The sequence below is a fragment of the Armatimonadota bacterium genome (genome assembly GCA_031432545.1).
Classification (GTDB): domain Bacteria; phylum Sysuimicrobiota; class Sysuimicrobiia; order Sysuimicrobiales; family Sysuimicrobiaceae; genus Caldifonticola; species Caldifonticola tengchongensis.
The window spans coordinates 1-12770 of the sequence record JAVKGX010000018.1 but is presented as its reverse complement, the minus strand read 5'-3'; the positions used below and the strand labels follow the sequence as shown (position 1 = coordinate 12770).

Below are 12770 nucleotides of genomic sequence, written 5' to 3'. Positions count from 1 at the left end.
TGAACCTCGCTGCCTCGTTGGCCGCCGTCGGCGAGATCCGGATGATCGCCGACTCGTTCGGTTCGGCGCTGCTGCAATACCTCGCGGGCCGGACGGACCCGCACGAGGCCCTGCGCGACCGCCTCGAACGCGCCCTCGTCTTCGACCCGCCGGCCTCGCCGCGCGAAGGGGGTCTGATCCGCGAAGGGTACGACGCCGATCTCGACAGCCTGCGAGCCGCGGCCGCCAGCGCCCGGCGGTGGATCGCGGATCTGGAGGCCCACGAACGTGACCGTACCGGCATCCGGTCGCTGCGCATCGGCTACAACAAGGTTTTCGGCTACTACATCGAGGTCACCAAGGCGCACAGGCACAAAGTCCCTCCGCACTACGAGCGCCGCCAGACGCTGGTGAGCGCAGAGCGCTACGTCACGCCGGAGATGCGCGAGCAGGAAGCCCTGATCCTCCATGCCACCGAGCGCATGCAGCAGCGTGAGTACGAGCTGTTCTGTGCGCTGCGGGACGAGGTCGCCGAGCACAGCCCCAGTCTGCTCGCCACCGCAGACGCGGTCGGCACGCTGGACGCGCTCGCGGCACTGGCCGATGCCGCCGAAGCGTACGGCTACGTCCGACCCGAGATCGCAAGCGAGCCGGTGCTGGAGGTCACCGAGGGGCGGCACCCCGTGGTGGAGCGCGTGCTGCGCGAGGAGCGCTTCGTGCCCAACGACCTGAGGCTCGACGCCGACCGCCGCATCGCGATCGTCACCGGACCGAACTTCGCCGGCAAGTCGACCTACCTGCGCCAGAACGCCCTGATCGCGCTCATGGCACAGGTCGGTTCGTTCGTCCCGGCTCGGCGTGCCCGCCTGGGGCCGGCCGACCGCATCTTCACACGGGTCGGCGCTGCGGACGACATCGCGGGCGGACGCAGCACCTTCCTGGTGGAGATGCAAGAGACCGCGACCATCCTGCACAATGCCACGCACGACAGCCTGATCGTCCTCGACGAGGTCGGCCGCGGGACAGCCACCTACGACGGATTGAGCCTGGCCTGGGCGGTCGTCGAGTACGTCCGGGAGCGCATCGGCTGCCGCACGCTGTTCGCCACCCACTATCACGAACTTACCGAACTCGCTGACCGCATGCCGGGGGTGTTCAACCTCAACGTCACGGTCCGTGAAGAGAAAGACCGTGTGGTCTTCCTGCACCGCGTGGCCGAGGGCGCCTCCGACCGGTCCTACGGCATCCACGTCGCCCACCTCGCCGGCATCCCGCGCGAGGTCACCGACCGGGCAGCCGCGCTGCTGGAACGTCTGCAGTCGCAGGCGACCCCGTCGGTCGCCGATCCGGCGACCCCACCACCGCTGGTGCGGAGGGCACGCGCCGTGCAGACCGCGCTCCCACTGGTCGTCGAGTCCGAAGTCGAGAGAGAGCTGGGGTCTTTGGACCTCGCCGCGATGACCCCGATCGAAGCGCTCAACGTCCTGCACGACATCCAGCGCCGCCTGCGGCAACGATCCGCCGCCGACCCCGCGAAGGTGGTGCGCATGCGCAGTCCGACCGAGCGCGACCCCGGACGCCGGCGTGGGTAGGATCCGCGTCCTCGAATCGTGGCTTGCCGATCGCATCGCTGCCGGCGAGGTCGTCGAGCGGCCGGCTTCGGTCGTCAAGGAACTGGTCGAGAATGCACTCGACGCCCTCGCGCGGTCGGTCACCGTGGAGATCGAGCGGGGTGGCTTCGACCTCGTCCGCGTCGCCGACGACGGCGTGGGCATGGATCCCGCCGACGCGGTGCTCGCGCTGCGGCGGTTCGCCACCAGCAAGATCGCTTCTCGCGACGACCTGCGCGGGATCGCCACGCTGGGATTCCGCGGCGAAGCGCTGCCCAGCATCGCCGCCGTCTCGCAGGTCGACATCGTGACCTCCGACGGCCACGCCGCCACGCGGGTTCGTGCCGAAGGCGGCGGCACGCCCAGCGTCGAGCCGGCCGCTGCGCCGAGGGGGACGGTCGTCGCGGTGCGGCGCCTGTTCTACAACACCCCGGCCCGGCGGGCGTTCCTGCGTTCGGTGGGGCGCGAAGCCGCGCTGTGCGCCGATGCGGTCGAGCGCCACGCCCTCGCTCGCCCCGACGTGGCGTTCCGGTTCGTGCGCGACGGCGAGGAGGTGCTGCGACTGCCTCCTGCCACTCCGCTGGAGCGAGCCGCGACGGTCCTCGGCATCGGCGCAAAACACCTCCTCCCCATCGACCGTGCGTCCGGTGCGCTCCGGATTGAGGGCTTCCTCGGGGTGCCGTCGGCGGCCCGCCGCAGCCGCAGCGGACAATACGTCTTCGTCAACCGGCGGCCGGTGCACAGCCCGCTGGTCGCCCGCGCCATCGAGCAGGGGTCGCGCACGCACGTCCTTGCGGGTCACCACGCCATCTGCGCGCTGTTCGTGACGCTGCCGCCTGCATCCGTCGATCCCAACGTGCATCCGCGCAAGCTGGAAGTCCGTTTCGCAGACGAAGACGCCGTCTTCCGCGCCGTTGAGTCCGCCGTCCGGGACGCGTTCCGATCGCGTTCGCCGTCCGGACTGGATGTCGTCGTGGTGGGCGTACGGCCCTATCCGCGGAATGACCCCCCGACCGGCGAGATCCACGAGAGCACGGCTGCAGCCCTGCCGCTGCCGACGCCACCGCGCTGCCTCCCGCCGCTGGAGGTGCTCGGCCAGGTCGCCGCCGCCTATGTCGTAGCCGCCGCGCCAGGAGGGCTCGCACTGATCGACCAACACGCCGCCCACGAGCGGGTGCTGTACGAGCGGTTTTTGCGCGCCCGGTCGCGGGAAGCCCACGCGCAGACCCTCGCCGCGCCGCTCGTCCTCGACCTTCCCCCCTCCGAAGCCACGCTCCTCGAAGGCGCTCTGGATGCGTTCCGGCAGATCGGCTTCGACATCGAGCCGTTCGGCGGCACGTTCCTCGTTCGGGAGGTTCCCGCCCCCGTGGGGGGGTCGCCCGACGTACTGATCCGGGAGGTGCTCGCCGAACTGCGGACGGGCCAACCGGCGGCCAGCCCGCGTCACGCCATCCAACGCGTGGCCATCTTGGCCGCCTGCCACAGCGCCGTTCGCGCGGGCGACGTCCTCTCACACGAAGAGATGACCGCGCTCGTCGAAGAACTCGGACGCTGCGAGGATCCGTACACCTGCTTCCACGGGAGACCGACGCTGGTGATCGTTCCGCGCGAGCGGCTGGACACCTGGTTCCTGCGGCGGTGACCCCGTACTTCTTGCGACCGCATCTCCACCGTCCGGAGGTGAGCCCGTGAGACCGATCCTGTTCTTGGTCGAACTCGTCTCCAACGCGGCGCGACTGATACGCAACCTGCTCGTACTGGTCCTGCCCGCGCCAGACTACGCCGTGGTGACCCTGACCGGAAACCTGCCCGAGCGCCGTGCCGCGCTCCCCCTGCTCCAGCGCCTGCTGCGGCCTCCGCCGATGAGCCTGGAGGACCTCCGCCGGACCCTGGACCGCGCTGCTCGCTCACGGATGCGGGGGATCGTGTTGAGGGTGCACAACCTCGAGGCGGGGATGGCGACGCGTCAGAGCGTGAGGGAAGCGCTCGCGCGGTTTCGTGCCTCGGGAAAGCGCGTCGCCGCCTACCTCTACAACAGCGGGCTGTCCGACCTGTACCTGGCTTCGGCCGCCGACGTCGTCGTCGTGCCGCCCAGCGCCGAGGTGACGACGTTTGGGCCGCGCGTGGAGTTGGCGTTCTTCCGGGAAGCGCTCGGCCGGTGGGGCGTGCTGCCCCAGTTTCACCACATCGCCGAGTACAAGACCGCCGCGCACAGGTTCCTCTACCGGGGTGCGACCGAACCGCAGCGCGAGGTGACCCATGCAGTGCTCGACGCCACCCTCAACGAGATCACCGATGCCCTCGCCGAACGCCGGCGCGTGACGCGCGAGGACGTGCAGCGCCTGGTGGACCGTGGCGTCCCTGCACCCGAGGACCTGCGACAGGCCGGGCTCGCCGACCACATGGCCTACGAGGACGACCTCGCCGCCCTGCTGGCCGACGGGCGCAGTGCACGCATCGTCCCGCTGTCCCAGGCGCGGCGTTCCCTCCCCGTCCGCTACCGCTGGCGGTCTTTGCGGCCGGACGCCGTCGGCGTCGTCGTGCTGCGCGGTACGATCGTACCCGGCGAGAGCCGGGAGCTGCCCCTGCCCCTGCCCTTACTCGGGCAGGTCCTCGCAGGCTGCGACACCGTGGCGCGAGCCTTCCGCGCCGCCGAGCGCGCCCCGCACGTCAAGGCCGTCGTCTTCCACGTGGATTCACGAGGAGGGTCGGCCGTCGCTTCCGACCTCATCTGGCGCGAGGTGACGCGGTTGCGCCGTCGCAAGCCGGTGGTCGTCCACATGGGCGACGTGGCCGGATCGGGCGGATACTACGTCTCCTGTGGGGCGTCGTGGATCGTGGCGGGCGCCACGACGATCACGGGCTCCATCGGCGTGGTCTCCGGCAAGTTCGATGTGCACGGGCTGCTCGCCCGCGCCGGCATCCACCACGAGATCCTCTCGCGCGGGGCTTCGGCCACCATGCCCTCGGCCCTCGCGCCGTACACCGATGCGGACTGGCAGACGTTGCGTGCGTGGATGGAGCGCATCTACCACCGCTTCCGCTCCGTCGTGGCCGAGGGGCGCGGCCGAACCGAGGACGAGGTGGAAGCCGTCGCCCGGGGCCGCGTATGGACCGGTCGTCAGGCGCTGGCGGTGGGGCTGGTCGACCAGCTCGGGGACTTCGACACCGCGGTGCGCAGGGCGAAGGAACTGGCCGGGATCCCCGAGCGCGCGGACGTGGCGGTGGTCACGATCCACCCTCCCCAGGCCGCCCCGGTGCCGGCCCACCCGACTTCCGCGTGGGGCGATTGGACGCGCGCACTGCGCATGCTGCTGGCCGAGCGCGCGTGGCTGATCGCGGGAGTCGAACCGCCGGTGTGAGTCTGCGGCCCGCCAGATCTGCTGCGCGGTGGGGTGGCGACGACGCGGTCCACCGCGGACTTCCCCGTCACGCGGACGCGGCGACTACGCCGACGGGCTCGCCGCGCAGCACCCAAGACCCGGCCTCGGAGATCCTCACCCGGATCGTGCGCCCGATCCACGCCTCGGGTCCCGGCAGCGTGACCACCTTGTTCGTCCGGGTACGGCCCACCACGCCGCCGTCTCTGCCCCGTTCCTCCACCAGCACTTCCTGGGTGCTCCCGACCAGGCGGCGGTTGCGCGCCAAAGCGATCCGCTCTGCCATGCGGTTGAGCGACCACAGCCAGCGCCGCTTGGTCTGCGCATCGACCGGATCGTCGTACACCGCGGCCTTTGTGCCCTCGCGCGGCGAGTAGACAGCGGTGTTGCACGCGTCGAACTGCACCGTCTCGACCAGGCGCAGCGTGTTCTCGAACTGCTCCTCGGTCTCGCCGGGGAAGCCGACGATGATGTCGGTGGTGATGCTGGCCTGGGGGATGTGCGACCGGATCGTCTCGACGATGCGCAGGTAGTCGGTGACGGTGTAGGCGCGGTGCATTCGGCGCAGGACCTCGTCGTCGCCGGACTGCACCGGCAGGTGGATGTGCTCGCACACCTTGGGCAGGTCCGCCACCGCGCGCACCAGTCGTTCCGTCATGTCGCGCGGGTGGCTGGTGGTGAACCGGATCCGCTCGATCCCCTCGACCTGGTGCACACGCGCCAGCAACTCCGCCAGATCCGTGCGCGGACGCAGGTCCTGCCCGTAGGAGTCCACGTTCTGCCCCAGCAGCGTGACCTCCCGGTAGCCCTGCACCGCCAGCTGTTGCACCTCCGCGACCACCTCCTCGGGCGGCACGCTGCGCTCACGGCCGCGAACGAACGGCACGATGCAGAACGTGCAGAACTTGTTGCAGCCGTGGATGATGTTCACGTACGCGCGCACCCCGCCCGACCGCACGGCGGGCAGCACCGGCAGCGGCTCGTCCTTGGGGCGGCAGTCCCACACCTCGTAGACGCGCTGGCACCCATCGCGCGCCTGGCGCAGCAACTCCGGCAAGCGGTGCAGGTTGTGGACCCCGAACACCAGGTCCAGGTGCGGCGCGCGGCGCAGGACTTCCTCTCGGTCCTTCTGCACCAGGCAGCCCGCCATCCCGAGGATCAAGGTCGGCTTGCGCTGCTTGAGACGGCGCAGTTCTCCCACGCGGCCGTAGGCGCGGTCGTCCGCCCCCTCCCGGACCGTGCACGTGTTGAGGAGGATCACGTCCGCGTCTTCGACCCCCTCGGCGCGCTCGTAGCCGGCCGCCTCCAACATCCCGGCCATAGCCTCCGAGTCGCGGACGTTCATCTGACAACCGTAGGTGATGATGTGGTAGCGTTCAGGCATCTGCGGCTCCCACGATCCCTCCGGTCCCGTCACCGGCCGGCGCGGCGTGATCTCCTGCCAAAGAGGATACGTCGGCTACGAAAGGGTCTCCAGGGGGACGCGCGACGTCGTTAGGCAGACCTCACCTACGGCGGGGACGTGCCGACGCGCACCCGGCCGGTGTGGGCGGTCACGATCACGTACCGCACGGCCGGACCCGACCTGACCTCGATCGTCCCTTGACAGCCGACGCGGGGCGCACCGGAGCCCAGGACTTCGAACGGCTCGCATCCTGTCAGGCGCCTCACCCGCACGCCGTCCGGGAAGACGTCGGTTGCGGACAACGTCGTGGTCTCCGTGCCCGCGGGCGTGAGGCCCCGCACCTCCGCCCGGTCCGTCAGGTAGACCCGGACCGCTTGCCACTCCCCCGCCCTCGCCACGGCCGTCTGTTGGGCCAGCCGGAAGGCTCCGGCGATCTCCCACGCCACGCGGTCCACCCTCCGTTCCGCCAGCACTCCACGGTATCCGCCCAGGGCCATTCCGAGCAGGACCGAGACGATCGCGGCGACGACGATCGCCTCCACCAGGGTGAAACCCCGCTGCCCGGGTTCCGTGTCGGGAGGGGCTGCACGCACGTCGTCTCCTCCCTCCGGAATCGGTGTCCCGCGGTCTTTGATTCCCGCTACTCCGCCTTCCACACCTCCCGCCACTCCTGCACCTCCACAGCCGCGTCGGCGACGCGGCGGGCCACGGCCTGCACCACGCGCGCCGATCCGCGGACCCGCCCGCTCGCGCGGAGTCGCATGCACGTCGTTGCGTCGCAACCCAGCGGCGGATCCGCTCCGATTTTGGCCAGTTCGACCGTAAAGGTTCCGAGCGGATCCGTCCCGGGAAAGGGCACGTCTACGGCCCTCGCCTCGTCGCACGGAGGTGCGGCGTCCGGTGCCAGGCACAGCGGGGACCACGACGGGCCGCTGCTGAGGGCAGTTGCCCCCGTCGCGTCCGTCCAGTTGCTGTCTCGTCGCAACTCGAACAGCCCGCGCTCCAGCCCGGCCTCGGCCACGGCCAGGGCCTGCCGCGAGGTCTGGGCCAAGGCCGCCAGCCGATACTCGTTCCGGGCCACGGCCACGAGAGTCGCCGACACCGCCAGCAGCACCACCGTCGCGGCCAGCGTGACGACCAGCGCCAGCCCCGACTCGTCAAAACCCATCACTCGTCGAACGGCCTCGGGACCGCCACACCGCCGCCCCGCCCGTGCTCCGCCGAACACGAAATGCCCGTGTCCGATCGCCATCACCGCACCTCCCCGCGTAGTCCCACCTCCGCGGTTAGACCCATCGCCGACGAGGCTTCGTCGCGGCCTGGCAGGCCCATTTTCAACTCGATCCGAATGCGCCGGATGCGCGTGAGGTCTGTGGCGTCCAGGGGAACCGGCAGCAGGTTGTCGGCGGCGTCGAAGTAAGCAAACTCCAGCGACACCACGTGGGGCTGGCCCGCCTCAGCAGGGGTCGTGATGCCCGCGCCCCTTGTGCAGCCCGTCGGGGTCACGTCCGTTCCGGACTGGTGGCGCACTACCCAGCTGCGCCGATCCAGACAGAACCGGTGGGGCTTGACCCCGCTGCCCAAGTCGGCGACGAAGGCGACCGAACCCCCGTCGCCGCCGGTCAGGTCGGTTGGGCCGATGACGCGCAGCCTGCGCACCATCCACTCCAGGGCCAGCCGGACATTTTGCTGTTCTTCGGCCCGGTGCGCCGTCACACGCCACGCCCGAAACGTCCCGGACAGCACGGTCGTCGTCGCGATCAGCACGGCCCCCAGCAGGCACAACGCCACGAGCAGTTCGACCAGCGTGAGGCCGGCTTCGTCGCCGTGTGGGACGCCGCTCACGGGTCTGCCTCCGCCCTGCCGCGCGGCGACAGCAGGATCGCCCCGCGTGCAAAGGGCCTGGCCGCGGCGGCGTCTTCGTCGGTGCGGTACAGCAAGACCGTGATCCGCCGCGGGTAACAACCGTCCGGGGCCACCCCGTGTACCTGCTCGTCTTCCACGCGGATGCGAGCGCGAGCGAACCCAGGGGGAATCCGTGGTTCGTGGGCGCCCAGGTAGTCCGGCGGGACGTCCCGCACCGGATCAGGGCGCGGCTCGGCGGACAAAGGACAGTGCGCCGCCGCGAACGCGGCGTATCCGCGGCTGCGCAGATACTCCAGTTCTGCGTGCACGTACTCCGCAGCCGATGTGCGCAGCCTGGCCGGATGCTCGGTATGGACGGGAGCGTATCCGACCGCTCCCGAGGCGTACGCGATGGTGCCGAGCGCGAGCCGGTTCAAAGGGAGCAAGACCAGGACGACCAGCGCGAGCAGCTGCAGCGAGACGATCACTTCCAGGAGGCTGAAGCCCGCCTCCCGGCGCTCCAGATCCCACACGGATCCGACCCCCCTCCTTCGGTTCGGACTCCGTGGGGATACAACGCCGGCCACCCGGGAATTCGCGCGTCCTGGGTGGAGGCTTGGGTCTGGGATCGATGCGACTCGGCCAGGCGCCTGAGACCCTTCACGTTCGCAGCCGCAGCCGCACGATCATCCCCAGGTACTGGCGGATGGTCCGCCCCGCGACCAGCTTGCTGCGCCCGCGCTTGAGGTCGTAGCGCAGATCGATGGGCACCTCGCGCACCACCGGCCGCAAGGGGCGCAGCTTCAGCAGGATCTCCGTCATCACCGAGAAACCCTGTGACTCGATCCAGCGGTCGCCGTAGCGCTGGCGGGCCCGGCCCAGCAGCGCGGCCCGGTAGGCCCGGAATCCGCACGTGTAGTCCCGCACGCCCGGGATCGGGAAGAGCACCGACAGCAGCGCGCGCGCACCCAGGCTGTACAGGCTGCGGATCGCGGAGACCCCCGCGGTGCGCGCCCCGGGCCGGTAGCGCGATGCGATGATCACATCCGCCCCGTCTGCGATCTCGCGCACCATCGCGGGGATCTGCGCCGGCCGGTGAGATCCGTCGGCGTCCATGGTCACGATCACGTCGTCCGTCCCGCACCTGTTCACAGCCGCGCGCAGACCGGTCAGCACCGCCGCCGCCAGCCCCCGGTTGGCCCCGTGGGCGATCACCTCCGGCCGGCACGGACCTGCCCAGCTCCGCGCGATCTCCCCGGTCGCATCCGTGCTCCCGTCATCGACCAGCACCACCCGGACGCCAGGCAGCGTGTCCGTCGCCAGGGCATCCAGTTCCGACAGAAGCCCGGGGAGGTTTTCGGCCTCGTTGAACGCCGGAAGGATGACCCAAACCACCATTGTGCGGTTCCTGGTACCTGCTCCCGGTACCTGCTCCTGATACCGGTTCCAGGTACCTGTTCCTGGTACCCGTTCCTGGTACCCGTTCCTGGTACCGGTTCCAGGAAGGGTGCACGAAACGGCGACGTCGGCCCGTTCAGTCTTTGCAGACAGAGATTCCAGGAGGTGGGAGACCATGCCGCGCAAGCCTCGCCAGGAAGTCCCAGACGGCATCTACCACGTCACTGCCAGAGGAAACCGCCAACAGCGGATCTTTCGCATGCCCGACGAGTTCGCCTTCTACCTATCCCTGCTCAGCCAAGCCCGCGAGCGGTTCGGATTGCGGGTGATCGCATACGCCCTGCTGCCCAACCACCTGCATTTGCTGGTGCGCCGCTCCAATGACTCTCTGGCGAGAGCCATGTACCACGTACAGCGAACCTTCGCCGTCTGGCGCAACCGGCGCTACGGGCAGACCGGTCATCTGTTCCAGGATCGCTACTTCGCCAGGCTCTGCGAGGACGAGGGGTACCTCTGGGCAGTGGTCCGATACGTGCACCAGAACCCAGTGGAGGCCGGATTGGCGGCCTCGGTCCAGGATTACCCCTGGACGAGTTACCACGCCTACGCCACCCAGGACTGGGGCGTCGTTGACCCCACGGAGGCGCTGGCCCTGCTCGGCACGGCGCGCGCCGTCCTCGATGTGAGCGACATTCCGGGGGCTTCCGACAGGCGAGGGACACCCGCGCGCTCCGCGAAGCTCGACGCCTGACAGACTGCTGGCGCAAGGTCACCGACCGTTCCTGGTACCCGTTCCTGGTACCCGTTCCTGGTACCGGCTCCTGGTACCGGGAAGCCGCGCCGGGAGTTAGGGCGTGCGGTCCAAGCGGTACTCGATCAGACGCATCCCGAGGTGGTTTCGGTCGTCCACGCGGCGGTACGATACCCCGCTCGAGTTCTCGCGCTCGATGATCCGAGGATCGAAGAGCGCGTCGCGCGGCACGTACGTGAACCGCTCCAGCCGCGCGCGCAGCAGCATGTGGACGAGGTCGCGCAACTCCTCGGCGCTGTCGACAGCCAGGATCTTCTTCTCCCCGTAGTACGGCGCAAAGAACCACGCGAATCCCTCGACGCCCGTGGCCACGTACTCCGTCCTAGCGGTGCGCAGTGCCTGCACGACTGCACTGCCCTGCCAGGCGCCGGTGTCGGCGTGGTCGACGCCTGCTGCCTGGGCGAGGCCGGCGAGCACCACGAGGACCGTAACCGGCACCCGCACGCCGCGGCGGAACCCGTCGGACGCAGCAAACCATCCGTCCAGAGCCAGCCACAGCGCAATCGGATAGACGGCCAGCAGATAGCGCGGCCCCCACTGGTAGCCGCCTTGGGAGGCGGTGCCGATCACCAGCGCCGCAAAGACCAGCCCCACCACCCACAGGAACCGCCGCAGTGGCGAAGCGGGCCTGTACACGAACGCCATCACGAGGTACGGGGCGACCCAGAAGAAGCCGGTGACCTGCCCGCGCGCACCGAGGACCCAGATCGTCGCCAGGGCCACGAGCCACAGGCTGGCGGCCACCGGACCCAGACGGCGCTCGGGATGGCGAGTCGACAGAAGGCCGGCGGCCAGCGCGATCGTCGCAAAAGCCGCCATCCCAGCCAACACGTCGACGGTTGCGCGCTGCTGGAAGTCGGGGGCGATGACGAACAGGTAGAGCTTCCACAGCCTCGACGTGACGAAGCCCCCGATTTCCGGATCGCGCAGGGCCCCGACCTGCTGTGCGGCCACGGCGACCGCCTTGGGCCCGAAGGGATCGCCAAAGACAACTCGGTTCCAACCGGCGTTCAACGCCCAGCCGGCGGCAAACCCGACGACCAGGGCCACCAGCCCTGAAGCCTTGGCGCGGGGCGCCGACACCACCCAGGCGACAGCCACGGCCAGCCCGTACGCGTACGCCTCGTTGCGGAACAGCAGCGCCGCTCCGATCAGAAATCCTCCGGCCGCCACTTCCCCCAACCGAGGTGCGCTTTCCAGGCCGTGCCGCCAGATCAGGTAGGTGCCACCGGTCAGCATCGCCACGCTGGGGAGGTGGTCCCACAGCGTGACGGCGTACAGCGCGACCGGCGTCGCCAGCAGCAGCAACGCCGCAGCGGGCGCGGCTGATTCGGGCCTGATGCGCTGAGCACCGAGCGCAGTGACCCAGCCCAGCGCCAGCGCGCCCAGCAGGGGGATGGCCGGCAGACCGGCGCGTCCGAGCAAGCCGTACGGCACGGCTCCCAGTACGGCGATCAGCGGCTGGAACGCAAAACGGTACCCGTCCTCGCGCCCCACGAAGAAAAACCTGGGAAAGAACCGTCCCTCAGGATCGACCTCAGCGGCGAGGTTGGGGACCGTGAGCCCGGCCAGCCCGCCCTCGGCGACGCGCTTGATCATCAGTTCCCGGATCGCGCTGTCCACCGACCAGTGGCTCTCGTACTTCAGAAAGAGTGTCCACACGCCGGCGAGAACGACCGCAACCAGACCCAGCACCAAGGCCGTCGGTCCTGCGGTCCGGGCTGCGTGGCGCACCGCCGCGCGGTCTGCTCGAACGGACGCGGCCGACCTTCCCTCGCTCACCGCTTTCCTCCTGCGCGCACGAACATCGCGACGCCGACGCCTCGGAAGTCCTCGATCCCGGCGGTCCGGAAACCCTGTTCGGTGATCAGGCGGATCAGGTCGTCCACCGAACCCTCAGGCGTGGGCACGCTCACGACCAACCACACCCGGCCGCGGTACTGGGAGAAGCGCTGAGCGGCCCCGCGCATCAGCGGCATGTGGTCTTTTCGGCTCCAACGCCTGAAGTCGGTCGCGATCCGCAGGCGCGACCCGGGGGCCGGAAGTAGCGGTCGAAGACGACGTCGATTGAGGCGGGGAAGTAGATGACCAGGTCGTCGGGGCGGTACTGCCTGCTGATGCGGCGCGCCGCCTGGTCGTACCGATAAAACTGGTAGGCGAGGTTCGCCTGTAGGTTTTCGTGTGCGGGCAGCGCGAACGCCAGGACCACGCCCAGCGCCGCAGACGCAGACGCAGACGCCGGCCACCGGACGCCGACGTCCCGAAGGTAGACGATCCCGCCCGCGAGCACGACGGCGAGGAACGGCTGGACGAACGCGACGTTGCGGTCGTAGGTGACCTGG

The 12770-nt window shown here is 69.9% G+C and carries 13 protein-coding genes; 4 read left to right on the top strand and 9 right to left on the bottom strand.

Annotated features, from left to right (window positions below; all coding sequences use genetic code 11):
• From mutS to sppA, 3 genes are all read left to right on the top strand, one after another.
• Positions 1-1571: DNA mismatch repair protein MutS (gene mutS, locus QN163_10850; GenBank protein ID MDR5684500.1), on the top strand; the 1571-nt coding region annotated here is incomplete at its 5' end.
• On the top strand, positions 1564-3231 hold the full coding sequence (gene mutL, locus QN163_10845; GenBank protein ID MDR5684499.1) for a DNA mismatch repair endonuclease MutL: 1668 nt from the start codon (positions 1564-1566) through the stop codon (positions 3229-3231). The genes mutS and mutL, both read left to right, overlap by 8 nt.
• A 46-nt stretch (positions 3232-3277) precedes the next feature.
• The gene (sppA, locus tag QN163_10840; GenBank protein MDR5684498.1) at positions 3278-4951 is read left to right on the top strand and encodes a signal peptide peptidase SppA; all 1674 of its coding nucleotides are present in this window, start codon (positions 3278-3280) and stop codon (positions 4949-4951) included.
• 67 nt (positions 4952-5018) lie between these two features.
• Here the strand turns inward: sppA and miaB are convergent, their stop codons facing one another.
• The 6 genes from miaB to QN163_10810 form a co-directional block, all read right to left on the bottom strand.
• The gene (gene miaB / locus QN163_10835) at positions 5019-6353 is read right to left on the bottom strand and encodes a tRNA (N6-isopentenyl adenosine(37)-C2)-methylthiotransferase MiaB (GenBank protein ID MDR5684497.1); all 1335 of its coding nucleotides are present in this window, start codon (positions 6351-6353) and stop codon (positions 5019-5021) included.
• 125 nt (positions 6354-6478) lie between these two features.
• Positions 6479-6967, bottom strand: coding sequence for a prepilin-type N-terminal cleavage/methylation domain-containing protein (locus QN163_10830; protein ID MDR5684496.1), 489 nt, complete (start codon positions 6965-6967; stop codon positions 6479-6481).
• Positions 6968-7014: 47 nt separating this feature from the next.
• Entirely contained in the window at positions 7015-7626 is a 612-nt protein-coding gene (locus tag QN163_10825; protein MDR5684495.1) for a hypothetical protein, read from the bottom strand.
• Entirely contained in the window at positions 7626-8219 is a 594-nt protein-coding gene (locus QN163_10820; GenBank protein ID MDR5684494.1) for a hypothetical protein, read from the bottom strand. Before QN163_10820 ends, QN163_10825 begins: the two co-directional genes overlap by 1 nt.
• Positions 8216-8752 carry a hypothetical protein gene (locus QN163_10815; protein MDR5684493.1) on the bottom strand — a complete coding sequence of 179 codons (537 nt, stop codon included), beginning with the start codon at positions 8750-8752 and terminating at the stop codon, positions 8216-8218. Before QN163_10815 ends, QN163_10820 begins: the two co-directional genes overlap by 4 nt.
• 127 nt (positions 8753-8879) lie before the next feature.
• Positions 8880-9617, bottom strand: a complete 738-nt coding sequence (locus QN163_10810; GenBank protein ID MDR5684492.1) for a glycosyltransferase — start codon at positions 9615-9617, stop codon at positions 8880-8882.
• Between the two features lie 175 nt (positions 9618-9792).
• Here QN163_10810 and QN163_10805 point away from each other — a divergent pair, with 175 nt between their 5' ends.
• Positions 9793-10368 carry a transposase gene (locus QN163_10805; protein MDR5684491.1) on the top strand — a complete coding sequence of 192 codons (576 nt, stop codon included), beginning with the start codon at positions 9793-9795 and terminating at the stop codon, positions 10366-10368.
• Between the two features lie 96 nt (positions 10369-10464).
• Here the strand turns inward: QN163_10805 and QN163_10800 are convergent, their stop codons facing one another.
• The 3 genes from QN163_10800 to QN163_10790 all read right to left on the bottom strand — a co-directional run.
• Positions 10465-12210: a hypothetical protein gene (locus QN163_10800; GenBank protein MDR5684490.1), complete on the bottom strand. Its 1746-nt coding sequence runs from the start codon at positions 12208-12210 to the stop codon at positions 10465-10467.
• Positions 12207-12407, bottom strand: coding sequence for a hypothetical protein (locus tag QN163_10795; protein ID MDR5684489.1), 201 nt, complete (start codon positions 12405-12407; stop codon positions 12207-12209). The genes QN163_10800 and QN163_10795 overlap by 4 nt, the downstream gene beginning before the upstream one ends.
• A partial coding sequence (locus tag QN163_10790; protein ID MDR5684488.1) for a hypothetical protein occupies positions 12398-12770 on the bottom strand: 373 nt, incomplete at its 5' end. The genes QN163_10790 and QN163_10795, both read right to left, overlap by 10 nt.

What these genes read in the sequence shown, in the direction of transcription:
- miaB (MDR5684497.1), bottom strand. Translation starts at nt 6,353, where the DNA reads ATGCCTGAACGCTACCACATCATCACCTACGGTTGTCAGATGAACGTC.
- QN163_10825 (MDR5684495.1), bottom strand. Translation starts at nt 7,626, where the DNA reads ATGGCGATCGGACACGGGCATTTCGTGTTCGGCGGAGCACGGGCGGGG.
- QN163_10810 (MDR5684492.1), bottom strand. Translation starts at nt 9,617, where the DNA reads ATGGTGGTTTGGGTCATCCTTCCGGCGTTCAACGAGGCCGAAAACCTC.
- QN163_10805 (MDR5684491.1), top strand. Translation starts at nt 9,793, where the DNA reads ATGCCGCGCAAGCCTCGCCAGGAAGTCCCAGACGGCATCTACCACGTC.
- QN163_10795 (MDR5684489.1), bottom strand. Translation starts at nt 12,407, where the DNA reads ATGCCGCTGATGCGCGGGGCCGCTCAGCGCTTCTCCCAGTACCGCGGC.